The sequence below is a fragment of the Pseudomonas sp. GW822-FHT03F04 genome, assembly GCF_058801405.1.
Window position 1 is genome coordinate 274837 of record NZ_JBXANF010000007.1, and the last position, 22741, is coordinate 297577.

At 61.4% G+C, this 22741-nt stretch carries 20 protein-coding genes and 1 pseudogene; 12 read left to right on the plus strand and 9 right to left on the minus strand.

Translation table 11 applies throughout. From position 1 onward, the window contains the following. Positions 1-63: 63 nt before the first annotated feature. Positions 64-2610, plus strand: coding sequence for a LuxR C-terminal-related transcriptional regulator (locus AC1RMX_RS18525; protein ID WP_493072690.1), 2547 nt, complete (start codon positions 64-66; stop codon positions 2608-2610). A gap of 4 nt (positions 2611-2614) precedes the next feature. Here AC1RMX_RS18525 and AC1RMX_RS18530 read toward each other — a convergent pair whose 3' ends face one another. Continuing rightward, complete coding sequence (locus tag AC1RMX_RS18530; RefSeq protein ID WP_096819072.1) at positions 2615-3397, minus strand: IclR family transcriptional regulator; 783 nt, start codon at positions 3395-3397, stop codon at positions 2615-2617. 163 nt (positions 3398-3560) lie between these two features. Between AC1RMX_RS18530 and hmgA the strand changes: the two genes are divergently transcribed. From hmgA to AC1RMX_RS18550, 4 genes are all read left to right on the plus strand, one after another. After that, positions 3561-4856, plus strand: coding sequence for a homogentisate 1,2-dioxygenase (gene hmgA, locus AC1RMX_RS18535; RefSeq protein ID WP_493072691.1), 1296 nt, complete (start codon positions 3561-3563; stop codon positions 4854-4856). Positions 4857-4859: 3 nt separating this feature from the next. Further along, positions 4860-6164, plus strand: a complete 1305-nt coding sequence (fahA, locus tag AC1RMX_RS18540; protein ID WP_493072692.1) for a fumarylacetoacetase — start codon at positions 4860-4862, stop codon at positions 6162-6164. 12 nt (positions 6165-6176) lie between these two features. Continuing rightward, the gene (gene maiA, locus AC1RMX_RS18545) at positions 6177-6815 is read left to right on the plus strand and encodes a maleylacetoacetate isomerase (RefSeq protein WP_102619468.1); all 639 of its coding nucleotides are present in this window, start codon (positions 6177-6179) and stop codon (positions 6813-6815) included. Positions 6816-6896: 81 nt separating this feature from the next. Continuing rightward, on the plus strand, positions 6897-8294 hold the full coding sequence (locus AC1RMX_RS18550; RefSeq protein WP_493072693.1) for an MFS transporter: 1398 nt from the start codon (positions 6897-6899) through the stop codon (positions 8292-8294). On the opposite strand, the gene AC1RMX_RS18555 is transcribed toward AC1RMX_RS18550, so the two are convergent. Next, on the minus strand, positions 8218-9021 hold the full coding sequence (locus AC1RMX_RS18555) for a SirB1 family protein (RefSeq protein WP_096819080.1): 804 nt from the start codon (positions 9019-9021) through the stop codon (positions 8218-8220). The two genes, AC1RMX_RS18550 and AC1RMX_RS18555, sit on opposite strands and share 77 nt — an antisense overlap. Positions 9022-9205: 184 nt before the next feature. Here AC1RMX_RS18555 and AC1RMX_RS18560 point away from each other — a divergent pair, with 184 nt between their 5' ends. Continuing rightward, positions 9206-10225, plus strand: coding sequence for a Glu/Leu/Phe/Val dehydrogenase family protein (locus tag AC1RMX_RS18560; protein WP_096819082.1), 1020 nt, complete (start codon positions 9206-9208; stop codon positions 10223-10225). 156 nt (positions 10226-10381) lie between these two features. Here the strand turns inward: AC1RMX_RS18560 and AC1RMX_RS18565 are convergent. After that, a pseudogene (locus tag AC1RMX_RS18565) lies at positions 10382-10636 on the minus strand (YebG family protein); the annotation flags it as partial. 294 nt (positions 10637-10930) lie between these two features. On the opposite strand from AC1RMX_RS18565, the gene AC1RMX_RS18570 reads away from it, so the two are divergent. Then, positions 10931-11431 (plus strand): phosphate-starvation-inducible protein PsiE, encoded by a 501-nt coding sequence (locus tag AC1RMX_RS18570; RefSeq protein ID WP_003221775.1) that lies wholly within the window; start codon positions 10931-10933, stop codon positions 11429-11431. Here the strand turns inward: AC1RMX_RS18570 and AC1RMX_RS18575 are convergent. The 3 genes from AC1RMX_RS18575 to AC1RMX_RS18585 all read right to left on the minus strand — a co-directional run bounded on the left by AC1RMX_RS18575 (position 11428) and on the right by AC1RMX_RS18585 (position 14686). Further along, entirely contained in the window at positions 11428-11745 is a 318-nt protein-coding gene (locus tag AC1RMX_RS18575; RefSeq protein ID WP_493072694.1) for a DUF3509 domain-containing protein, read from the minus strand. The genes AC1RMX_RS18570 and AC1RMX_RS18575 overlap by 4 nt on opposite strands. A 199-nt stretch (positions 11746-11944) precedes the next feature. After that, positions 11945-13246: an HAAAP family serine/threonine permease gene (locus AC1RMX_RS18580; RefSeq protein ID WP_493072695.1), complete on the minus strand. Its 1302-nt coding sequence runs from the start codon at positions 13244-13246 to the stop codon at positions 11945-11947. 63 nt (positions 13247-13309) lie between these two features. Further along, positions 13310-14686, minus strand: coding sequence for an L-serine ammonia-lyase (locus tag AC1RMX_RS18585; RefSeq protein WP_102619473.1), 1377 nt, complete (start codon positions 14684-14686; stop codon positions 13310-13312). Positions 14687-14821: 135 nt separating this feature from the next. Between AC1RMX_RS18585 and AC1RMX_RS18590 the strand changes: the two genes are divergently transcribed. Continuing rightward, positions 14822-15769, plus strand: a complete 948-nt coding sequence (locus AC1RMX_RS18590) for a LysR substrate-binding domain-containing protein (protein ID WP_096819091.1) — start codon at positions 14822-14824, stop codon at positions 15767-15769. A 200-nt stretch (positions 15770-15969) separates the two neighbouring features. After that, positions 15970-16377 (plus strand): HPF/RaiA family ribosome-associated protein, encoded by a 408-nt coding sequence (locus tag AC1RMX_RS18595; protein ID WP_096819094.1) that lies wholly within the window; start codon positions 15970-15972, stop codon positions 16375-16377. Between the two features lie 133 nt (positions 16378-16510). Here AC1RMX_RS18595 and fecA read toward each other — a convergent pair whose 3' ends face one another. The 3 genes from fecA to AC1RMX_RS18610 all read right to left on the minus strand — a co-directional run bounded on the left by fecA (position 16511) and on the right by AC1RMX_RS18610 (position 20350). Further along, positions 16511-18844 (minus strand): TonB-dependent Fe(3+) dicitrate receptor FecA, encoded by a 2334-nt coding sequence (fecA, locus tag AC1RMX_RS18600; protein ID WP_096819096.1) that lies wholly within the window; start codon positions 18842-18844, stop codon positions 16511-16513. Between the two features lie 91 nt (positions 18845-18935). Further along, entirely contained in the window at positions 18936-19865 is a 930-nt protein-coding gene (locus tag AC1RMX_RS18605) for a DUF4880 domain-containing protein (RefSeq protein ID WP_096819103.1), read from the minus strand. Beyond that, the gene (locus AC1RMX_RS18610) at positions 19862-20350 is read right to left on the minus strand and encodes a sigma-70 family RNA polymerase sigma factor (protein ID WP_493065534.1); all 489 of its coding nucleotides are present in this window, start codon (positions 20348-20350) and stop codon (positions 19862-19864) included. Before AC1RMX_RS18610 ends, AC1RMX_RS18605 begins: the two co-directional genes overlap by 4 nt. A gap of 175 nt (positions 20351-20525) precedes the next feature. On the opposite strand from AC1RMX_RS18610, the gene AC1RMX_RS18615 reads away from it, so the two are divergent. The 3 genes from AC1RMX_RS18615 to AC1RMX_RS18625 are packed head-to-tail and all read left to right on the plus strand — an operon-like array spanning position 20526 to position 22737. Continuing rightward, entirely contained in the window at positions 20526-20831 is a 306-nt protein-coding gene (locus AC1RMX_RS18615; RefSeq protein WP_102619477.1) for a DUF3649 domain-containing protein, read from the plus strand. Next, the gene (locus AC1RMX_RS18620) at positions 20828-22414 is read left to right on the plus strand and encodes a PepSY-associated TM helix domain-containing protein (protein ID WP_493072696.1); all 1587 of its coding nucleotides are present in this window, start codon (positions 20828-20830) and stop codon (positions 22412-22414) included. The genes AC1RMX_RS18615 and AC1RMX_RS18620 overlap by 4 nt, the downstream gene beginning before the upstream one ends. After that, complete coding sequence (locus tag AC1RMX_RS18625; protein ID WP_192559821.1) at positions 22414-22737, plus strand: DUF3325 domain-containing protein; 324 nt, start codon at positions 22414-22416, stop codon at positions 22735-22737. Before AC1RMX_RS18620 ends, AC1RMX_RS18625 begins: the two co-directional genes overlap by 1 nt. Positions 22738-22741 lie beyond the last annotated feature (4 nt).

Genomic DNA, 22741 nt, shown 5'->3' on the forward strand with positions numbered 1-22741 from the left:
ACTCGTCAACAAGCATCGGGGAGAGGGCTAGGGTGAACGCACAACGATAAAAAGGCGCACCCGATGACCGCCATGACACCCCGTCTGGATCGAGCAGATTTTTTTCCGAGACTTTCTTCCCATCACCTGCCACGTCCGCGACTTTGCGATGCACTGCTTGAGTCGACGGCACGGGTCAAACTGATCTGCGCGCCGGCCGGCAGCGGCAAAACCGCGCTGCTCACCGAATGCCTGCTGCAAGCGCCCGTCAATTGCACCGTCTGCTGGTTGCCGCTGGCCGGTGCATCCTTGAGCGCTGGCGAATGTTGCGAACGACTTGCGCAAGCAATGGGGCTGACAACCTCGGACGAAGCGTCACTGCTGTATGAACTGGCGCGACGGTCTACGGTGACCTGGGTGCTGATCGACGATTATTGCCGATACCCGGAGCCGGCGCTGGATGCGTTGCTCGACCGGATGCTGGCGATCAGCAGTCCGGCCGTGACGTGGTGGATCGGCACGCGACGGCGCCCAACCTGCAACTGGCCGCGCCTGCTGCTCGACGATGCCTTGTACGAATGTGAAGGCACGGCGTTGGCGCTGACCCGGGACGAGATTGCACAAGTGCTGCGTCACTTGCCACCCGCCCAGGCCGACAGTGTGGCGGGGCGTATCTTTCAGCGCAGTGGCGGCTGGTGTGCCGGGGTGCGGATGCTGTTGATGCAAAAATGCGACTGGTCGCAAAAGACCTTGCCGCAGCAACGCATGGACACCTTGCTGGACTACCTGCAACACGAATTGTTCAGCGGTCTGAGTCCGGAGCTGGCCGAGGCCTGGCGGGTGCTGGCGCATTTGCCGCGGTTCAATGCCGGCCTTTGCGACCATCTGTTCGGTGCTGGTGACGGGGCGCAATGGATGCGCAGTCTGCAAACGCTCGGGTGCTTTATTGAACCCTGGCAAGACTCGCCCGAGTGGTTGCAAGTGTGTGCCCCGCTGTCGCGTTTGATGCGCGACGAACCCTGGCCTGCCGGACGTTCCTGGCATCGCCGGGCCTGTCAGTGGTTTGCTGCCGGACAGCATTGGAAATGCGCCTTCGAGCAGGCGTTGCTGGCCGAGGAATACGAGGTCGCGGTGAGCCTGTTGCAACACTTCAGTTTCGAGCATCTGTTCGAGGAGCAGACGGTTGTGCTGTTGCTGCGTCTTTATGAGCAACGCGGTGAAGAACTGCTGCTGGGCTCTGCGCAATTGGTCGGTTTGATCACGGCGGCGTTGCTGTTCGCCGGGCGATTTGCGCAGGCTGCAGATTGCATCGGGCAACTTTCGCGCTTTTTGCCGCCACCGTCGGCTGACCAGCAACGGCAATTGATCGCCCGCTGGCAGGCTCAGCAAGGCTGGCTGTCGCATCTGCAAGGACGGATGGAGGAAGCACGCGATCACTTCGAGCAAGCCTTGAACGATCTACCGCCGCAGGCCTGGACGGCACGCCTGCTTTGTCTGTCGGGTCGCACTCAGCAGGCGTTGCTGGGCGGTGATCTGGAGTTGGCTCATTCGATCAATCGTGAAGCGTTGTGTCTGGCCCGGGCTGAGGGTTCTCTGTTGTTCGAAGCGTTGCTGGAACTTGATCATGCCCAATTGCTGGAGCAACGTGGCGCGTCGGCTCGAGCCGAAGAACTACTGGCCAATCTGTATGAGCTGCTTGTTCAGTCAATCGAGCGACCGACGCCGCTGCTGGGGCGGATCGCCCTGCGTCGCGGGCGGCTGGCACTGAGCATGGGGCAGCAGGACCGGGCGGCCGGACTCTTTCAGCAAGGGCTCGACGACTGTCTGCGCAGCTTTGACAAGCGCGTGCTTTACGGCTTTCTCGGTCAGGCGCAACTGGCCGCCGATCAGGGTGATTACGCTTACGCCTTCATGCGACTGCGCGATGCTGAACGGTTGATGCAGCAGCGGCAGATTCCGGACACGGTTTATCGCGGCGTCCTGCTGCAGGTCAGCAGTGAATTCTGGCTGCAACAAGGACGACCCGAACTGGCTCGCGAGGCGTTGAGCCGGGTGCTCAGACATTATCGCGGCCCGCATGCAAGGCAAGCCCCGCCGGCGACGCTGGAGCTGATTCCGCGCATTGAGTGTTTGCTGATTCTGGCTGAGGCCCGGTTGCAGCAGGCGCAACAGCCAGTGGTGCGATTGCAGTCTTTGCTCGAGCAGGCTCACGCCAGCCGGATGATCGTGCTTGAAGCCGAGTTGCTGTTGGCGATGAGCGAGGTGGCCTGGATACTCAATGATCGGGAGTCAGCCCGGCATTACTTCGATAAAGGGCGAACGTTGGCCAGTCATATCAATCTGCAGCGGTTGTCGAAGAGGTTTGATGAGCAAGCGCTCAGTATCTGGCCCGTCTCAACGGTCGCTGATCCACTTTTTGATGAAGGGGATAACGAAGGCTCATTGAGTTTGAGAGAGTCGCAAGTTCTTGGGCTGATCGCGTCGGGAAGTTCCAATCAGCAAATCGCGGACACGTTGTTCATCTCGTTGCACACGGTCAAAACGCATGTCCGGCGAATTCACGCGAAGCTGGGCGTCGAGCGCAGAACTCACGCTGTGGCGCGGGCGAGAGTGCTCGGTTTGTGCCGTTGAATATTCACGCTGGCTGATACCCCATCCGCCAACTCACGGCCCGTGTCGCCGCCAGCAACCGCTGCGCCGCCGGGCCGTTTTCGTCGGCGTGGAACAGCGAGGTCGGGCCGACGATGGTCAACACCGCGGCGATCTGCCCGAGGGCGTTGAACACTGGTGCTGACAAGGCATCGACACCGGGCATCAGCAAACCGTGCACATGATGCAGACCGCGTTCGCGGATCTGTTCACATAACGCCGCATAGGCTTTTTCGTCCGCCAGCGGATGGCCGCCACTGGCGATTTCCTGTTCGCGCAATTCGTCGGTTTCCCGGTGCGGCAGGTAGGTGCTGAACACCAGACCGGTGGATGAACTGAGCAGCGGCAACACCGAGCCCAGTTGCGTCACGACCGTCACCGCGCGCACCGCCGGTTCGATGTGCACAACGGTTGCGCCCTGATTGCCCCACACCGCGAGGAAACAGGTTTCGTTGAGTTCGTCGCGCAGTTCGGCCAGCGGCAGGGCGGCGACTTTCAGCACGTCCATACTGTTGAGTGCGGCCAGGCCCACGCGCAGCGCTTCACGGCCGAGACCGTAATGGTTGGTGGCGGTGTTCTGCTCGGCGAAACCGCTGGCGATCAAGGCCTGCAGATAGCGGTGAACCTTGCTCGCCGGCATCTGCACATGTTCGGCCAGGCGCGACAGCGAAGTGGACGGCGACAACTCGGCCAGGGCCTTGAGGATGTCGGTGCCGACTTCGGCGGAGCGGACTTTCTGTTTGCCGTTGCTGTCGCTGGTTTTTTCCATGGTGCTGCCGTGTCCCGGAACGAATGGGCGTCTTTATAGCTTGACGCTGGATAGCGAGCAAATTACGTTATGCGTAATTGGATTACGATAAAAATAACCCCGGCGTGCCAAGACCTCTGATCCAGAGCGTCCGGCCATGCCGACTCCCTGTTCAGGAGGCTCCATGAACCTCGATTCAGCCCTGGCTTACCAGTCCGGTTTCGGCAACGAATTCAGCTCCGAAGCGTTGCCCGGCGCACTGCCCGTCGGCCAGAACTCCCCGCAGAAAGCCCCGTACGGTCTCTACACCGAACTGTTCTCCGGCACTGCGTTCACCATGACCCGCAGCGAAGCGCGGCGTACCTGGATGTACCGGATCCAGCCGTCGGCCAATCACCCGGCATTCGTCAAACTGGAGCGGCAACTGGCCGGTGGACCGTTGGGTGAAGTGACCCCCAATCGCCTGCGCTGGAACCCGCTGGAGATCCCGGCCGAACCGACCGATTTCATCGACGGTCTGGTGAATATGGCGGCCAATTCCGCTGCCGAGAAACCGGCCGGCATCAGCATTTATCACTACTGCGCCAACCGTTCGATGGAACGGGTGTTCTTCAACGCCGACGGCGAGCTGCTGCTGGTGCCGCAACTGGGGCGTCTGCGCATCGCAACCGAGCTGGGTGTGCTGGAAGTGGCGCCGCTGGAAATCGCCGTGTTGCCACGGGGCCTGAAATTCCGCGTCGAACTGCTCGACCCGCAGGCGCGCGGTTACGTCGCCGAGAACCATGGCGCGCCGCTGCGCCTGCCGGATCTGGGGCCGATCGGCAGCAACGGCCTGGCCAATCCACGGGACTTCCTGACTCCGGTCGCCGCCTACGAAAACCTGCAACAACCAACCACCCTGGTGCAGAAATTCCTCGGCCAGTTGTGGGGCACCGAACTCAATCACTCGCCGCTGAACGTGGTCGCCTGGCACGGCAACAACGTGCCGTACAAATATGACCTGCGCCGCTTCAACACCATCGGCACCGTCAGTTTCGATCATCCGGACCCGTCGATCTTCACCGTGCTCACGTCGCCGACCAGCGTCCACGGTCTGGCCAACCTCGACTTCGTGATCTTCCCGCCGCGCTGGATGGTGGCCGAGAACACCTTCCGTCCACCGTGGTTCCACCGCAACCTGATGAACGAGTTCATGGGCCTGATCCAGGGCGAGTACGACGCCAAGGCCGAAGGTTTCGTGCCTGGCGGCGCGTCGCTGCACAGCTGCATGAGTGCTCATGGCCCGGACGGTGAGACCTGCACCAAAGCCATCAACGCGGACCTGAAACCGGCCAAGATCGACAACACCATGGCCTTCATGTTCGAGACCAGCCAGGTGCTGCGTCCAAGCCGCTTTGCCCTCGACTGTCCGCAACTGCAATCCACTTACGACGCCTGCTGGGCCACGCTGCCCGCCACGTTCGACCCGACCCGGAGATAACCCATGACTCAGAATTCCATCACCCGCAGTTGGGTCGCTTCGGCCAACGGCCACACCGATTTCCCGTTGCAGAACCTGCCGCTGGGCGTGTTCAGCCTCAACGGCTCGGCGCCGCGCGCGGGCGTGGCGATTGGCGAACACATCTTCGATCTGCAAGTGGCGCTGGAGGCCGGGTTGTTCGACGGCGTCGCGCGCAGTGCAGTCGAAGCCATGCAAGGCGGCCAGTTGAACGCCTTCTTCGAACTCGGCCGCGACGCTCGCGTTGCCCTGCGCGAACGACTGCTGGAGCTGTTCAGCGAAGGCAGCACCCATCGCGGCAATATTGAAGCCCAGGGCGCAAAACTGCTGCCGCTGGCCGCCGATTGCCAACTGCACCTGCCGGCGCGCATCAGTGACTACACCGACTTCTACGTCGGCATCGAGCATGCGCAGAACGTCGGCAAGCTGTTCCGTCCGGACAACCCGTTGCTGCCGAACTACAAACACGTGCCGATTGGTTACCACGGTCGTGCGTCCACCGTACGTGCTTCCGGCACCGACGTGCGTCGCCCGAAAGGCCAGACCCTGCCGGCCGGTGCGACCGAGCCGACCTTCGGCCCGTGTGCGCGTCTGGACTATGAGCTGGAGCTGGGGATCTGGATCGGTCAGGGCAACGAGATGGGCGAGTCGATCGCCATCGGCGATGCCGCTGAACACATTGCCGGTTTCTGCCTGCTCAACGACTGGTCGGCCCGTGACATCCAGGCCTGGGAATACCAGCCGCTCGGCCCGTTCCTCTCCAAAAGCTTCATCACCAGCGTCTCGCCATGGGTGGTGACCGCCGAAGCGCTGGCGCCATTCCGCACCGCGCAACCGGCGCGCCCGGAAGGTGATCCGCAGCCATTGCCGTACCTGTTCGACAAGCGCGATCAGGATGGCGGTGGTTTCGATATCGAGCTGGAAGTGCTGCTGCTCACCGAGAAAATGCGCGAGCAGAACCTGCCGGCCCATCGCCTGACTCTGAGCAACACCCGCTACATGTACTGGACTGTCGCGCAAATGGTCGCGCACCACAGCGTCAACGGCTGCCAGTTGCAGGCCGGTGACCTGTTCGGTTCGGGCACTTTGTCCGGCCCTGAAAACGGCCAGTTCGGCAGCCTGCTGGAAATCACCGAGGGTGGCAAAAAGCCAATCGAGCTGGCTTCCGGTGAGGTGCGCAAATTCCTTGAAGATGGCGACGAAATCATCCTGCGCGCTCGTTGCGCCCGTGAAGGTTTTGCCTCGATCGGTTTCGGCGAATGCCGTGGCACTGTGCTGGCGGCGCGCTGACAGGAGCGGCTCATGGATCTCTATACCTATTACCGTTCCACTTCGTCCTACCGGGTACGGATCGCGCTGGCACTCAAGGGCCTCGACTATCAGGCGTTGCCAGTCAATTTGATCGCGCCGCCCGGCGGTGAACATCGGCAACCGGCGTACCTGGCGATCAATCCCCAGGGCCGGGTGCCGGCGCTGCGTACCGATGACGGCAAGTTGCTGATTCAGTCGCCGGCCATCATCGAGTACCTGGAGGAACGTTATCCACAGGTGCCGCTGCTGCCCGAGGACCTCGTTGCCCGCGCACAAGTGCGCGGCGTGGCGGCGGTGATCGGCTGCGACGTGCATCCGCTGCACAACGTCAGCGTGCTCAATCGCCTGCGTGGTCTGGGCCATGACGAGCCGCAGGTCAACGAGTGGATCGCTCACTGGATCGGTCAGGGGCTGGCGACGGTGGAGCAGTTGATCGGCGACAGCGGCTTCTGTTTCGGCGAGTGGCCGTGCGTGGCAGACGTGTACCTCATCCCTCAGTTGTATGCGGCCGAGCGTTTCAACGTTTCGCTGGAGGCGTATCCACGGATCCGTCGGGTGGCCGCGTTGGCTGCTGAACATCCGGCGTTCATCGCGGCGCATCCGGCGAATCAGCCGGACACGCCGAAGTAGCATTTGATGGCTCCCGTGCAGCGCACGGGAGCCATTCCGGTTACCCGCAAAAAAACATAAAAACAAAACAGGTACCTTGCGATGCATAACCAGATTGCCAGCTTCCGGGCGGCACTCGACGCCCGTCCTGTGTCCCGTTTTCAGTGGTTGCTCCTGATTCTTCTCGCCTTGTTGCTGGTCACCGACGGCTATGACGCCCAGGTACTCGGTTACGTGGTGCCCGCGCTGGCGCAGGACTGGGGCCTGGAGAAATCCGCGTTCGGCCCGGTGTTCAGCGCCAACCTGTTGGGCCTGACTCTAGGCTCGCTCGCCGTGACGCCGCTGGCCGACCGTTTCGGCGTACGGCGGATTCTGCTCGCCTGTGTGCTGATCTACGCCAGCCTCACGGTGCTGATGGTGTTCGCCGATTCCCTGAATACCTTAATGATCGCGCGCTTCATCTGCGGCATCGGCATGGGCGGCGCAATGCCCAGTGCCATGGCGTTGATGTCGGAGTACTCCCCGCCACGCCTGCGCACGTTGATGGTGACGCTGGCGGCGTGCGGTTTTTCCTTCGGCGGGGCGGCGGGTGGTTTTGTCGCGGCCGGGTTCATCGACCGGTTCGGCTGGCAAGCGGTGTTCCTCGCCGGCGGCGTTACGCCGTTGCTGCTGTTTCCGTTCCTCTGGTGGATGCTGCCCGAGTCACTGCCGCGCCTGCTGCGCGATGCGCCACCGTATGCGCGGCTGCGCAAGGTTACCGCGCGGATGCTGCCGGACTGGCAACCGCCCGCTGCGTCGGTCGAGCAGAACGAACGCGAGCAGGGCAGCAAACTGACCGTGGTTGAATTGTTCCGCAACGGCTACGCACGCCCGACCTTGCTGATCTGGGCGACGTTTTTCGTCAGTCTGATCCTGCTGTATTTCATGATCAGCTGGCTGCCGTCGCTGCTGCTGGAAAGTGGCCTGAAACTCAATGAAGCGAATCTGGTGACGTCGATGTTTCTGTTCGCCGGTACGCTGGGTGCGATCTGCATGGCGTGGTTCGCTGATCGTCTGAAGCGCAAAGTGCGGTTGCTGTCCGGTGTGCTGGCCGGCGCGGCGGTGTGCACGATTCTGCTGGGCCTGAATCACGACAACCCGCGCTATCTGGTGGCCTGTGTGTTTGCGGCGGGCTTCTGCATCATTGGCGGGCAACTGACGCTCAATGCGTTCGCCAGCAATTTCTATCCGGCGCACGTGCGCGCCACCGGCACCGGTTGGGCGTTGGGAGTGGGGCGTTTCGGCTCGATTCTCGGGCCGCTGTTCGGCAGCCTGTTGCTGGCGATGCACATTCCGGTGGAGCAGATTTTCTTCTTCTGCGCGATTCCGGCAGTGATTGCGGCGTTGTTGATCATTCAGGTGCGTTCGCCTGCTGCGGCGTCAGTCAGTGCACCACCGAATTGGGCGGCAGATGCCCCAGCCGCTCCGTCAGGCGAAGTCGCTGAATCGGGTCGTCACTGAGCAGCAGCGCGTGCTCAAGATCGAAGCGCTCGGCGTTCGGGCAGTCGAGACGCTGGTACAGGCTGGCCCGGGCCAAGTAGTCGGCGGCGCTGGCATCGCCCATTTCGAGCACGCGTTCGGCATCGATCAGCGCGGCGATGAAGTCATCGTGGGTCAGGTGCAACTGGCGCAGGTTGCGCGACAGGCGTTGAAGCATCTGTAGCGGTGTGGCGGCCAGCAGGTGATCGGCGTTGAGTTGCATCTGGTGGCCGTATTGGCGATGCAGCAGTTCGCGGCAATCGTTCGGATACAGGCGCCGCCCACCGCACGGATCGAGCAAGTGATCAGCCCCGGGCACCTTCAGCAGGAAATGTCCGGGGAAGTTCACACCCACCAGCGGGATCTCCAGACCACGGGCCAGTTCCAGCGCGATCAGCGCCAGGGCCAACGGTTGGCCGCGTCGGGTCTGCAACACCTTGTTGACCATCGCGGCCTGCGGGCGCAACGGCGCAAAATCATCCTGTGCAAAACCCAGATCGGTCATCCGCCGCAGGAGCGGCTGCGCCAGTTCGCTGACCGGCAACAGTGGCAAACCGGAACTGACGCGCTGTTGCAGTTCCTTGAAGTCCTGCAATAGCGCTTCGGGGTCGACGTGTTTGTCATGCTCGGCAGCCATCCACAACGCCGCCTCGAACAGCGCGGGCGGTGAACGGTGCAGACAGTCGAAAAAACGTTGGCGCGGACTCATCAAAATCTCCGGGGAATGCCTCGTTTTAGCCCCGTCTCCGTCATTCGTCCAGTGCCGCGCCGCTCTGCCACCGGGTTATGCCGCAACGCATTGGTCGCTGTCGGGCCTTATTCCCGTGCGCTTCAGCAATTTTTGGGCGCAAGCCTATACTGGCGTCTACCAGAAGTGATTCGGGGGCCTGCCGATGTTCGCTCTCATGCAAAGCACTCGCCTGGAATCGCTGCACCTTAGCGTTGATCCGGTCTCCGGATTGAAGGCGGTCATTGCCATCCATAACAGTCGCCTCGGGCCCGCCCTGGGCGGGTGTCGTTATCTTGCCTACCCGAACGACGAATCCGCTGTCGAGGACGCCATACGCCTGGCCCAGGGCATGAGCTACAAAGCCGCGCTGGCCGGTCTGGCCCAGGGTGGCGGTGTGGCCGTGATCGTGCGCCCGGCCCATGTGGAAAACCGCGCCGCGTTGTTCGAAGCTTTCGGCCGTTGCATCAATCAGCTCGACGGCCGCTACATCACTGCCATCGACAGCGGCACCTCGGTGGCGGACATGGATTGCATCGCCCAGCAGACCCAGCACGTCACCAGCACCACCTCTGCCGGCGACCCTGCGCCACACGCGGCAATGGGTGTGTTCACCGGGATTCGCGCCACCGCCATGGCGCGGTTGGGCAGCGACAACCTCGAAGGCTTGCGCGTGGCGATTCAGGGGCTGGGCAATGTCGGTTATGCCCTGGCCGAACAACTGCACGCCGCTGGCGCCGAACTGCTGGTCAGCGACATCGACCACGGCAAGGTGCAACTGGCGATGGAGCAGCTCAACGCCCACCCGATCGCCAACGACGCATTGCTCAGCACGCCGTGCGACATTCTTGCGCCGTGCGGCCTGGGCGGTGTGCTCAACAGCCACACCGTCACCCAGTTGCGCTGTTCGGCGGTGGCGGGATCGGCCAACAATCAACTGACGCATCTGGATGTGGCCGATCAACTGGAACGGCGCGGCATCCTGTATGCGCCGGATTACGTGATCAATGCCGGTGGCTTGATCTACGTTTCCCTCAAGCACCGTGGCGAAGAGCTGACGACCATCACCGCGCACCTGTCGAAGATCAGTTCGCGGCTGACGGAAGTGTTTGCTCACGCCCAGGCAGAAAAGCGTTCACCCGCGCGGGTGGCGGACGAGTTGGCGGAGAAGGTGTTGTACCGCTGAGGTTTTTCCGGGCATGAAAAAGCCCCTGAGTCTTGCAACTCAGGGGCTATTCAATTCAGGTATCGATTACTTTGCAGCCTTCGCCGCTTTGGCAGGTTTGGCAGGCGCTTCTGCCGCTTCGGCCGCGTCAGCTGTCTCGCTCGCCACAACCGGTTCGGCCGGTGCGTTGATCAGCTCCGACAGGGCATCAGGCTGGCTCTTGAACGCTCGGGCGAACACGTCGCGGTTCTTCGCCATGAAGATCCCGACTTCTTCCACTTGCTGCTCGCTCAACGATGGAACGGCTTTTTCCAGCACTTCGGCCAGCAACTCGGCCAATTCGAGCATTTTGTCATGACGGTCAGCTTCGGCTTTATCCATGAACAAGCGCTCCAGATCTCGGCTGCTGCGGTATACCACTTCGACGGCCATTCACCACCTCACATGCCTTCACATTAAGTTGTCTTTGCGACTACTGTATCTATATACAGCGAAAAGGATAAGCGAATCCCTGCGCTTTGGGTAGTGGCTTTTTAATGTAGACCGGATTCGGGTTTTGTCAGGCCTAATGCGCCGCGCAGGTGCGACCAAACGCCACGGCGCGGGTTTCGCGGCGCCTCGCCATGATGGCGTGGCCTCTTTTCTGCATGCATCCGTGTGCGTGCGCAATAACCGTCACATCCAAGCGTGCAACATCCGCTCGAACCGGGCTAAGGAACCTTCATCGTGAAAATCAACTGGGCCGAGAAACTGCGGCAAAACGTGCACCAACTGGCCGAGTCTCTGGGCAACCTGTTCGTCGAGACCTTCCACTACCTGGCGCTGTTCGCCATTGGCGCGGTGACCGCCTGGGCGGCAGTGATGGAATTTCTCGGGATGCTCGAGGAAGGGCACATCAAGATTGATGACATTCTGTTGCTGTTCATCTATCTGGAACTGGGGGCGATGGTCGGGATTTACTTCAAGACCAACCACATGCCGGTGCGCTTCCTGATCTACGTGGCGATCACCGCACTGACGCGGCTGCTGATCTCCAACGTCTCGCACCACAACCCGCCGGACATGGGCATCATCTACCTGTGCGGCGGGATTCTGTTGCTGGCGTTCTCGATCCTGGTGGTGCGTTACGCCTCGTCGCAATTCCCTTCAGTGAAAATCGAGAAGCCGCAACGCAAGCTCGGTGCGGGCTCCGGTGAACACCCCGAGATCGAGAAGGGCGAGCTCTAAAGACTGATCGATGGCCGGTGCTGGCCCTTGATCTGACGCGGTGGCGGGGCGAGCCCGTCGCCGCGGGTCATGGCTTCCAGGATCGCCATGGCGCTGTGGCCCTGTTCAATGGCGATGCCGAACTGAATGCTTTGCACCAGTCGTTTCAATCGTTTGGGGTCGTTGCGCTGGTCGGCGCTGATCATCCGTTTGGCGACGATTCGGCCGCTGTTGGAAAGGGTCAGCATGATGCTGCCGTCGAGGCCCTGAATGCTCAGGTTGATCTGATAGTCCGGCGCGAAGGCATCGGTAATGATCTGAAAAGGATTGTCCATGATGCGTCACCGCCTGATTGAACGTGCAGTTGTTGACCGGCCTTGATCGGGTTGGTTCGCCAAACCTGACCGTCGGCCATTCCGTGGTCCTGTCTCCTCCAGGGATGTAGCAAGGGACATGCCGGGAATTTTGTCGAACAATGAAATCGGCCAAAAAGAAGGCGAGCTCATGGCTCGCCTTCTTCGTTTGCGGCCCGTTTCAGGGCAGAACCGAGTAGATGATCGCTGACAGTGCAATCAGGCCGATCAGCACCACGAACACGTTCGACACCTGGCCCGAATACTGGCGCAAGGCTGGCACGCGGCGGATCGCGTACATCGGCATCAGGAACAACAGGCAGGCAATCACCGGCCCGCCGAGGGTTTCGATCATGCCCAGGATGCTCGGGTTGAAGGTCGCCACGGCCCAGCAGCTGAGGATCATGAACAACGCGGTCGCACGGTTCAGCCAGCTCGCCGACATCACCCGGCCACGGCCGCGCAGGCTTTTGACGATCATGCCCTGGAAGCCTTCGCTGGCGCCGATGTAGTGGCCGAGGAAAGATTTGGTGATCGCCACCAGCGCAATCAGCGGCGCGGCGTAGGCGATGACCGGGGTCTGGAAGTGGTTGGCCAGGTACGACAGGATCGAAATGTTCTGCGCCTTGGCCGCTGCCAGATCAGCCGGCGACAGTGCCAGCACGCAGCTGAAGCAGAAGAACATCACTGTCACCACCATCATGCCGTGGGCCATCGCGAGGATGCCGCTGCTCTTGCGTTCGGCCTGGTCGCCGTAGCGTTGTTTCTGCTCGACGGCGAACGCGGAAATGATCGGCGAATGGTTGAACGAGAACACCATCACCGGGATTGCCAGCCACAGGGTCTTGAAGAACACCGACATCGGCATCGCTTCCCGGGCGCTGGCGAAGAACGCGCCGTTCCAGTTCGGAATCAGGCTGATACCGAGCAACAGCAACGCGGCGACGAACGGATACACCAGCACGCTCATGGCTTTGACGATCACGCTCTGACCGCAACGCACGATGGCCATCAAACCGAGGATCAACGCCAGCGACAACACCGCGCGCGGCGGCGGGGCGATGTGCAACTGGTGTTCGAGGAAGCTGCTCAGGGTGTTGGTCAGCGCCACGCTGTACACCAGCAGGATCGGGAAGATCGCGAAGAAATACAGCAGCGTGATCAGTTTGCCGGCACCGACGCCGAAGTGTTCTTCCACCACTTCGGTGATGTCACCGGAGCGGCCCGACAGCACGAAGCGGGTCAGGCCCCGGTGCGCGTAGAAGGTCATCGGAAACGCCAGCACCGCCAGGATCAGCAACGGCCAGAAACCGCCGACACCGGCGTTGATCGGCAGGAACAAAGTGCCGGCACCGATGGCCGTGCCGTACAGGCCAAGCATCCAGGTGGTGTCGAATTTGCTCCAGCCCTTGTGGGCGATTTCGCTATTGCGTGTGCGGTCTACAGCGGGGGTTTCGGCAGCAGGTGTGCGTACATCGGTCATCGTTTTTGCCTCGTTATTATTCTTGCTCGGGCTCACGTGTTACAGGCGGTCAGGGAGCGCTCCTCAGCACTCCACCCAGCTCACGGCCAGGCCGCCCCGTGAAGTCTCTTTGTATTTGTCATGCATGTCGGCGCCGGTATCGCGCATGGTGCGGATCACGCGGTCGAGCGAAATGAAGTGTTTGCCGTCACCGCGCAGGGCCATTTGTGTGGCGTTGATCGCCTTCACCGCAGCGATGGCGTTGCGCTCGATGCACGGCACCTGCACGAGTCCGCCGACCGGGTCGCAGGTCAGGCCGAGGTTGTGCTCCAGGCCGATTTCGGCGGCGTTTTCCAGTTGCTCCGGGGTAGCGCCGAGCACGTCGGCGAGACCAGCAGCGGCCATGGCGCAGGCAGAGCCGACTTCACCCTGGCAGCCGACTTCGGCGCCGGAAATCGAGGCGTTTTTCTTGCACAGGATGCCGACCGCTGCCGCGCCCAGAAAGAACGCGACCACGTCATCGTCGGACGCATCCGGATTGAATTTCATGTAGTAGTGCAGGACGGCCGGAATGATCCCGGCGGCACCGTTGGTCGGCGCGGTGACCATGCGCCCGCCGGCGGCGTTTTCTTCGTTGACGGCGAGGGCGAACAGGTTGACCCACTCCATCGCCGACAGGGTCGAACTGATGACGTTCGGTTTGCCGATTTCCAGCAGGCTGCGGTGCAATTTCGCCGCACGACGCGGAACATTCAGACCGCCCGGCAGGACGCCTTCGTGACGCAAACCTTGCTCGACGCATTCGCGCATCACCGACCAGATATGCAGCAGGCCCTGACGTATTTCCGCGTCGCTACGCCAGGCCCGTTCGTTGGCCATCATCAGTTCGGAAACACGCAAGTTGTGTTTGTTGCACAGCGACAGCAGTTCAGCGGCGCTGGAAAAGTCGTACGGCAACACCACGTCGCCGGCCGGTGCTACACCGGATTCGGCTTCGGCCGCTTCGATGATGAAACCGCCGCCGACTGAGTAGTACGTCTGCTCGAACAGTTGCCCGGATGCACCGAAGGCTGTCAGCGACATGGCGTTGGGGTGGTAGGGCAGGCTCTCGTCCAGCAGCAGGAGATCGTCTTGCCAGTTGAAGGCAATCGAGCGTGTACCTGCGAGGGACAGTTGGCCGGTCTCGCGCAGTTGTTGGATGCGCGGTTCGATGGTCGACGGATCGATGCTGTCCGGCCATTCGCCCATCAGGCCCATGACCGTTGCACGGTCAGTGGCGTGACCGACGCCAGTGGCCGAGAGCGAGCCGTACAAACGGATTTCCACCCGCTGTACGTCGAGCAGCAAATGCTGGTCGATCAGGGCTTGGGCGAAGGTCGCGGCGGCGCGCATCGGGCCGACGGTGTGGGAACTGGACGGACCGATGCCGACTTTGAATAGATCGAAAACACTGATAGCCATGCTAAACCCTTACAAGCAATGGAGTAGGAATCGCTGCCATTTTTTGTAGGACAAGCGCAATGTCGGCGATACTGCCTACCTCGCTTCAACGTGACTAACGAAACTTCCTAAGTAAGCCTTTAGCAGGACTAAACCATGAGTCGTCAATTGCATGCCCAGACTTACGTCTGGCTGCAGGTGTTTTCCTGTGCCGCGCGGCACCTGTCATTCACCCGTTGTGCCGAGGAATTGCACATCACGCCGGGGGCGGTGAGCCAGCAAATCCGACAGCTGGAAGAGCGTCTGGGCTTTCGCCTGTTTCACCGTCGCGCCCGGGGCGTGGAGCTGAGTGCGGAAGGGCAGCGACTGGCGATCACGGTCAACGAGGCTTACGGCAGCATCGATGCTGAGCTGCGTCGTCTGGATGCGGGGATGATCAGCGGGACTCTGCGGGTGCGCTCGATTCCGTCGTTCCTCAGCAAATGGCTGACCCCGCGCCTGCCGCGTCTGCAACAGCGTTACCCGGACATCCAGTTGCGACTGGTGGCCGAGGACAGCAGCGTGCCGTTGCATGAAGGGGATTTCGACCTGGCCATCGACTTGAACGACGGCAGTTATCCGGGATTGTTATCCACAGCCTTGCTCGACGAGCAGATTTTCCCGGTGTGCGCGCCGAGCCTGCTGCGTGGACGGCCGCCACTGCACGGGCCGGCGGATCTGGTGCATTTCCCGCTGCTGCACGACATCACGGCCTGGCGCGGCAGTTATGAATACGCGGAGTGGGAGTTTTATCTCAATGCCATCGGATTCGATGGTGCCGACGTACGGCGTGGGCACACGTTCAATCGCAACCACCTGACCATCGAAGCGGCGATTGCCGGCATGGGCGTGGCGATTGCCCGGCGCACGCTGCTCAACGACGAACTGGAGCGGGGGACATTGATCGTGCCGTTCGGGATTTCGGTGCCCAATCACAAGCGCTATGTCTTGCTCTACGCGCCGGGGGCGCTGAGCCATCCGGGTGTGCGCGCAGTGCATGACTGGCTGGTGGAGGAGGCGGAGATTTTCCGTGGCCTGCACCCGTTGAGTGATGGCCAATTGTGAGCAGATTTTGCAGGGAACTGAGGCGACCCAACTCCCGACCTTACCAGCGCTTCACTCGGTTGTCCGGCTTTTTTTGCGTATGAATATTTATCTTTTTTCAGGGGTTGAAATGTTCGTCACACGGGCCGATTGTTGTAATCAAGAGGTCACGAAATCCTGTTCAAGGCCTCTTGCGAGCTAGCTGAAATAAGGGATGAACTATGCAAATCCAAGTCAACAGCGACAACCATATTCAAAGCAGCAAACGACTGGAGGAGTGGGTACGAACCACAATTGAGAGCACGCTCGACCGTTATGAGGAAGACCTGACCCGTGTCGAAGTCCATCTGAGCGACGAGAACGGTGACAAACCGGGTCCCCATGATTTGCGCTGCCAACTGGAAGCGCGGCCAAAAGGCCATCAACCGATTTCCGTCACCCACAAAGCCGATTCGCTGGAACAGGCGATCGATGGTGCAGCCGAAAAACTGGAGCACGCGCTGGAGCACCTGTTTGGCAAACTGCGGGGCAAACCGCGAGCCGCAGTGGTGCCATTTACCAGCAAGGCGAATGACGCGCTGCTGGAGGAAGAATTTCTGGAAAACGAACAGGCAGCGATCAACAGTTGATGCGCTGATTTTATAAGTCACCCAATGAGAACGGGCCTGCAATTGCAGGCCCGTTTCGTTTCTGGTGGGTTTTGTGAGTGGATCAGATATGAAACCCCTCTCCCTTCGGGAGAGGGCTGGATGCATGTAGATCTCAGAAGGCAACGGAAGTCTGCACATACACCGTGCGCGGCTCACCCACGTATTTGCCCTTGTTGTTGTCATCGAACGAACGGGTGAAGTACTGGGTGTTGAAGATGTTCTTCACCCCCACCGCCACGTTCAGGTCCGACAACTGCGGCCCGAAGTCATAACCGGCGCGGCTGCTGAACAGCATGTAGCCCGGAATCTTGCCGGTGCTGCCGTCGGCGCTTTCTTTCGAGGTGTTGGCGTTGTCGGCGAACTGGTCGCTCTGGAAGCTGCTGTCCAGGTTCAGCTTCCACGGCCCTTCGGTGTAACCGACGCCGATCGTGCCTTTGTGTTTCGAGGAGAACGGCACACGATTGCCCTTGTTCGGCCCGTCTTCGCGGATGGTCGCGTCGACATAGGCGTAAGTGGCGTAGACATCGAAGCCGGCCAGCGCCGGGCTCAAGTCATCCAGCGCGTAATTGACGCTGGTCTCGATGCCCTGATGGCGGGTTTCGCCACGGGCGATCACCGAATCGTTGGTCTGATTGCTTTCGTACTGGTTGTCGAAGTTGATCAGGAACGCGCCGATTTCCGCTCGCAGGGCACCGTTGTCGTAACGGGTGCCGAGTTCCCAGGTGCGAGCCTTCTCCGGTTTCACTTCACCGCTGCTCACGCGGTTGGGCATCTGGCTGTATTGCACGCTGCCGAAGGAGCCTTCGGTGTTGGCGTACAGGTTCCAGGTGTCGGTCAGGTGGTACAGCACGTTCAACGCCGGCAGCGCGGTGTTGTAGTCACCCTTGTATTTGACGTTGGTCAGATTGTTGGTCTGCTGCGACTCGATCATCTCGTAGCGCACGCCCGGGGTGATCGTCCACTTGCCGATGTCGATGCGGTCATCGACGAAGAACGCATTGGCTTCGGTACCGCCACGGGTGTCGCGGTCGTTGCGGCTGTTGGTGGTCGGGTATTCGTTGCTGGCGATCGGGGTGCGATAGCGCAACTCGTGGCCGGCCTCATTGATGTAGCGATAGCCGACGCCAACTTCATGGCTGGTCGAGCCGAGGTCGAAACCTTGAGCGAAACGGGTTTCCAGACCGCGAACCCAGTATTCGCGCGGCGACAGCGACAGGAATGTGCCCTGATCCAGATAACCGCTGCGCAGGGTCTTGGTGAAGAAGGTGTTGGCGGTGAATTCGCGGCGATCTTCCTGATAGCGGTAGCCGAAATTGAACATCGTGCGACGGCCCCAGAACTGGTCTTTCGGTCGGGTCGACTGATACGGATCGGCATCGTAGTCGGCGACGTTCAGGCCGCCGGGCATGTCAGCCTTGCCTTCGTAATACTGGGCCATGGCGTTGAAGCTGTTGGCTTCGTCGAGCTGGTATTTGCCCTTGAGGATCAGGTCGTCGATTTCCGTGTCGCTGTGTTCGCGCCAGTCGCCACCGCGAGTGCCGGAGTACAGCAGCGCGCCGCCCAGACCGTTGGCATTGGTGCCGCCGGCCAGCAGGTTGGCGCTGGTCTTGAAGCCGTCATGGCTGGACGAAGGACTGGTTTCGGTCTGGAAACCGCCCTTGACGGTCGGCTCGTCAGGAATCGCCCGGGTCACGAAGTTGACCACGCCGCCGACGTTCTGCGGGCCGTAACGTACGGCGCCGCCGCCTCGCACGACGTCCACCGCGTCCATGTTGCCCATGCTGATCGGTGCGAACGACAACTGTGGTTGCCCGTAAGGCGCGAAGGGCACCGGGATGCCGTCCATCAACACCGTCGAACGTGCAGCCAGGCGTGGGTTGAGGCCGCGAATGCCGAAGTTCAGCGCCATGTCGTGGCTGCCGGTACCGTTGTTTTCCGGGGCGTTGACCCCGGGAATGCGATTGAGCACATCGCGGGCCTGGGTCGCGCCCTGGCGTTCGAATTCTTCGCGGCGGATCACGTCACGGGCGCCGGGATGTTCGAAGACGTTGACCTGTGCGGCTTCACCCAGCCAGTCGCCGACCACTTTCGAGGTGTCCAGCTCCAGGGCGCTGTCGTTCGACGGTTGCAGGCTGAAGGCATTGCCGCCCTCGGCGCGGGCTTGCAGGCCGGTGCCTTCGAGCAGCGCGTTCAGACCTTGTTCCGCTGTGTAGCTGCCTTCCAGCCCACGGCTTTGCACACCGCTGGTGACCTGCGAGCCAAAGGAAATCAGCACCCCGGCTTCACGGCCGAACTGGTTGAGGGCGTTTTCCAGCGACGACGGGGCGATGTGATAAGCCTTGGTGTCGGCAGCCAGCGCATGGGGCAGGGCGCTGAAGCTCAGGCTGGCGCCGAGGATGAGATTGCGCAGGGTTCGGGCCAACGGCGTGAGGCGGGTGGGGTGCATGGAGGACGGTCCTGAGAAGGTTGAATCAAGGGGGGCTTTCCTTCTCTGTCACGCCAGATCTGAAAAACGGCTCATTTATTTTTACGGTTGATCAAACCTTGGCTTCGACCGTCACCCAGTAGCGAGTAAAACGCTTCACTTTTACCGGCAGGCTGATTTCCAGCAGATCGAGAATCCGCTCGCTGTCGTCCAGTGGATAAGTCCCGGAGATCAGCAAGTCAGCCACTTTTGCATCGCAATTGAGCTGCCCGCGACGGTAGCGACCGAGTTCGTCGAGGAAGTCGCCCAGGCGCATGTGGGCGGCCACGAGCATGCCGTCGGCCCAGGCGCCGCTGTTGGCGTCCAGCGGTTTTGCTTCGCTGATGGAGGTGGCGCTGAAGCTCAATTGTCGGGCGACCGGCAGCAACATCGGCGAGCGACCTTGTGCGTTCAACTCGACCCGACCTTCAAACAGCGCAACCTGCGTGCGGTCGGCAAACTGCCGCACGTTGATCCGCGCACCTTGAGTTTTCAGCACGCCTTGCGCGGTTTGCACTTCGAAGGATTGAGTGGCGGTCAGCAGCATTTCGCCTTCGAGCAGACGGATCAGTCCATCTCCCCGGACATCCGCCGCACTCGCGGTGTTGAGCTGCAACTGGCCACCCGCGCCGAGCGATATCTTGCGGCGCTGACCGATCGGGCTGCGGTAATCGGCCAGCAGCGACGGCAACGGATTGTGCTCGCGCATCCCCCAGGTGACTGCCGAACCGGCGCCGAGAAGCAGCAACAATTTGAGAGCCTGACGCCGACTGCCGGACTTTGGCGCGTTTAACGCGGCATGGGCCAGTGGCGATGACAAACCCCGCAACCGCGAATTGACCCGCTGAATGTGTTCCCAGGCGCGGCGGTGTTCGCTGTGGGCATCGATCCACTGTTGCCAGGCTTGTTGTTGACGCGGATTCAACGGGCCCTGCTGCATTTCCAGCAGCCAGTGCACCGCTTGCTCGGCAACCTGCGCGGAAAAATCCATCGGCGGATTCACAGAGCAAAGTAGCAGCGCATCGCTGCCTTGTTCAGATGACGTTTGACCGTGGCCACGGAGATACCCAGTTCGGCGGCGATCTGCGGATAGGTCAGGCCATCGACCTGCGCCAGCAGAAATGCACGTTTGACCGCACGCGGCAGGCCATCAAGCAACTGATCCAGCTCCATCAGGGTTTGCAGGATGATCGCTTTCTCTTCTTCCGAAGGCGTCACCATTTCTGGCATCTGCGCGAGGGTGTCGAGGTAGGCGCGCTCCAGATCCTGGCGACGGTAATGGTTGAACAACACACGCTTGGCTAGCGTGGTGAGGAACGCCCGAGGCTCGATGATGACCGGCGGTTCTCGTGCGGTCAGCACCCGAATGAACGTGTCCTGGGCCAGATCGGCGGCGCTGTCCGGGCAGCCGAGTTTGCGCCGCAGCCAGCCAGTGAGCCAGCTGTGGTGGGCCTGATACAGCGATTCGACGGGATGGGCGGACGACAACGGCATCACTCCGGGCGCATACGGATGCGTTAGAGAACAAGAATGGTTCGCATTGTAGGGCCGCGAATGCATGCCGGCAATCAGACTCTTTTGCGTATGAGAATATTTATCATTAATATTGCATGCCTGTCGTCTCGGCCTGTTGGCCGGGCGTTAACCGTTTCAGGGTCGAAACATGAAAGCCAAACTCGCCACACTCCCCATGTCCTATCGTCTGGCCGTCACTTCGCGGGTGCTCGCGGCAGTGTTTGGCGGCTATCTGGTCGCGGCGCTGGCCAGTGTCACGCTGACAATGTGGTTGCCGCTGAATCGCGCCGAAGCGGTCATCACCGGCATGACGGTTTCGTTCCTCGTGTATCTGGTGGCCGTGCTCTGGTGCTTCGCCTGCCGTAGTGCCTGGGCGGCGTGGGTCGGTTTGCTGGTGCCGAGCGTGATTCTGGCGACGATCTCCGGCGCCGCTCGGGGTCTGGGTTACGCATGAAAGAGGGTTTCCGGCAGGCGATGGCCTGGCTGCACACCTGGACCGGGCTGGTCTTCGGCTGGCTGCTGTTCGCGATTTTCCTGACCGGGACGCTGGCCTATTTCAAGGACGAGACCAATCACTGGATGCAGCCGGAAGTCCCGTCGCGCCCGCTCGATGCCGAAGCGAGCCTGACGCTGGCGCAAACCTATCTGCAACAGCGCGCGCCCGATGCGCCGAGCTGGCAGATCACGCTTCCCGATGCACGCGAGCCCGGGATCTCTGTCGGTTGGCAAGCCCCGACCCAACCCGGCCAGCGCGGCCGATTCACCGAAAAAATCCTCGACGCCCGGACCGGTGCCGAAGTGCCCGTGCGCAAAAGCTTCGGCGGCGAATTCTTCTACCGCTTCCACTTCCAGCTGCAAATGCCTTATCCGTGGGGCCGCTGGCTGGCGACCAGCGCGGCGATGGTGATGTTCATCGCACTGATTACCGGGATCATCACCCACAAGAAAATCTTCAAGGATTTCTTCACCTTCCGTCCGCGCAAAGGCCAGCGCACCTGGCTCGACGGGCACAATGCGGTGGGCGTGCTGGTGCTGCCTTTTCACCTGATGATCACCTACAGCAGCCTGGTGATCTTCATGGCGATGGTTATGCCGGCGAGCCTTTTGGCGTCCTACGGCAGCGATCGCAGTGCGTTTTACGATGAAGTGTTTCCCGAAACGCCGGCCCCGGAGCGCGCAGGCATACCCACCATGTTGCCGCCGATGGCACCGCTGCTGGCACGTGCAAGCGAGCACTGGGGCGGCGGACATGCCGCGCGGGTGACGGTGAATAATCCCGGCGACGCCAATGCCTCGGTGCAGGTGTCGCGTGCCAGCTCCGACAAGATCACCTACGAATACGGCAGCGACGTGACCTTCAATGGCGTGACTGGGCAAATCCTCGGTGCGACCCCGGCCAAACCGCTGCCGATGACGATTGCCGGCGGTTTCTATGGTCTGCACATCGGCCATTTCGCCGGCCCGGTGCTGCGTTGGCTGTATTTCATTTGCGGCTTGGCCGGCACGGCAATGATCGGCACCGGACTGGTGATCTGGCTTGGCAAACGTCAGCTCAAACATGCCAAGACCGGGGTCATGCCGTTCGAGTTGCGGCTGGTCGAAGTGCTGAACATCGCCAGCATGGCCGGGCTGGTCAGTGCGGTGGCGGCGTTCTTCTGGGCCAACCGTCTGTTGCCACTGAGTCTCGACGGCCGGGCCAAGTGGGAAGTGAACGCGTTCTTCATCGCTTGGGCTTTGAGCCTGGTGCATGCCTTGCTCCGACCCGGTCGCAAAGCCTGGGTCGAACAATTGACACTGGCAGCGCTGCTGTTCACCACGGTGCCGTTGCTCAACGCATTGACCACTGCGCATCACCTCGGCGTCACGCTGGCCCAGGGTGAATGGGCATTGGCCGGTTTCGACCTGACCTGCCTCGGCACCGGTCTGTTCCTGGGGTGGGCCGCCTGGAAAATGCAGCGTGCCGGCCACACCGTCCGCGTGAAAAAGACACCTCGCGAAACGCCCCGGCCGATCACGCTTGAGCAGGGGACGCACTGATGCTGCTGGCGCTGTTGCTGTGTTACGCCGGATTTACTGCGCTGTGTCTGTCGATGCCGCGACATCACGATGAGCTGCTGGGTCACAAGCCTTCAAACCGACGCGCAAAAAGTCTGAAGCTCGCCGGTTGGTTGCTGCTGTGTCTTTCACTCTGGGCCGCCGTGGCTGCCAACGGCTGGGGTTTCGGTCTGGTCGACTGGTTCGCTGTGTTGATGATCAGCGCATTGTTGCTGGTGCTGCTGATGCCCTATCGACCGAAACTGGCAATGGCGATGGCGGCGTTGAGCCTGTTGGCGACGCCGGTCGCCGCATGGGCGTGGTGATGCA

What these genes read in the sequence shown, in the direction of transcription:
- fahA (WP_493072692.1), top strand. Translation starts at nt 4,860, where the DNA reads ATGACTCAGAATTCCATCACCCGCAGTTGGGTCGCTTCGGCCAACGGC.
- AC1RMX_RS18595 (WP_096819094.1), top strand. Translation starts at nt 15,970, where the DNA reads ATGCAAATCCAAGTCAACAGCGACAACCATATTCAAAGCAGCAAACGA.
- AC1RMX_RS18590 (WP_096819091.1), top strand. Translation starts at nt 14,822, where the DNA reads ATGAGTCGTCAATTGCATGCCCAGACTTACGTCTGGCTGCAGGTGTTT.
- hmgA (WP_493072691.1), top strand. Translation starts at nt 3,561, where the DNA reads ATGAACCTCGATTCAGCCCTGGCTTACCAGTCCGGTTTCGGCAACGAA.
- AC1RMX_RS18530 (WP_096819072.1), bottom strand. Translation starts at nt 3,397, where the DNA reads ATGGAAAAAACCAGCGACAGCAACGGCAAACAGAAAGTCCGCTCCGCC.
- AC1RMX_RS18580 (WP_493072695.1), bottom strand. Translation starts at nt 13,246, where the DNA reads ATGACCGATGTACGCACACCTGCTGCCGAAACCCCCGCTGTAGACCGC.
- fecA (WP_096819096.1), bottom strand. Translation starts at nt 18,844, where the DNA reads ATGCACCCCACCCGCCTCACGCCGTTGGCCCGAACCCTGCGCAATCTC.
- AC1RMX_RS18555 (WP_096819080.1), bottom strand. Translation starts at nt 9,021, where the DNA reads ATGAGTCCGCGCCAACGTTTTTTCGACTGTCTGCACCGTTCACCGCCC.
- AC1RMX_RS18525 (WP_493072690.1), top strand. Translation starts at nt 64, where the DNA reads ATGACCGCCATGACACCCCGTCTGGATCGAGCAGATTTTTTTCCGAGA.
- AC1RMX_RS18615 (WP_102619477.1), top strand. Translation starts at nt 20,526, where the DNA reads ATGAAAGCCAAACTCGCCACACTCCCCATGTCCTATCGTCTGGCCGTC.
- maiA (WP_102619468.1), top strand. Translation starts at nt 6,177, where the DNA reads ATGGATCTCTATACCTATTACCGTTCCACTTCGTCCTACCGGGTACGG.
- AC1RMX_RS18620 (WP_493072696.1), top strand. Translation starts at nt 20,828, where the DNA reads ATGAAAGAGGGTTTCCGGCAGGCGATGGCCTGGCTGCACACCTGGACC.
- AC1RMX_RS18575 (WP_493072694.1), bottom strand. Translation starts at nt 11,745, where the DNA reads ATGGACAATCCTTTTCAGATCATTACCGATGCCTTCGCGCCGGACTAT.
- AC1RMX_RS18550 (WP_493072693.1), top strand. Translation starts at nt 6,897, where the DNA reads ATGCATAACCAGATTGCCAGCTTCCGGGCGGCACTCGACGCCCGTCCT.
- AC1RMX_RS18585 (WP_102619473.1), bottom strand. Translation starts at nt 14,686, where the DNA reads ATGGCTATCAGTGTTTTCGATCTATTCAAAGTCGGCATCGGTCCGTCC.
- AC1RMX_RS18560 (WP_096819082.1), top strand. Translation starts at nt 9,206, where the DNA reads ATGTTCGCTCTCATGCAAAGCACTCGCCTGGAATCGCTGCACCTTAGC.
- AC1RMX_RS18625 (WP_192559821.1), top strand. Translation starts at nt 22,414, where the DNA reads ATGCTGCTGGCGCTGTTGCTGTGTTACGCCGGATTTACTGCGCTGTGT.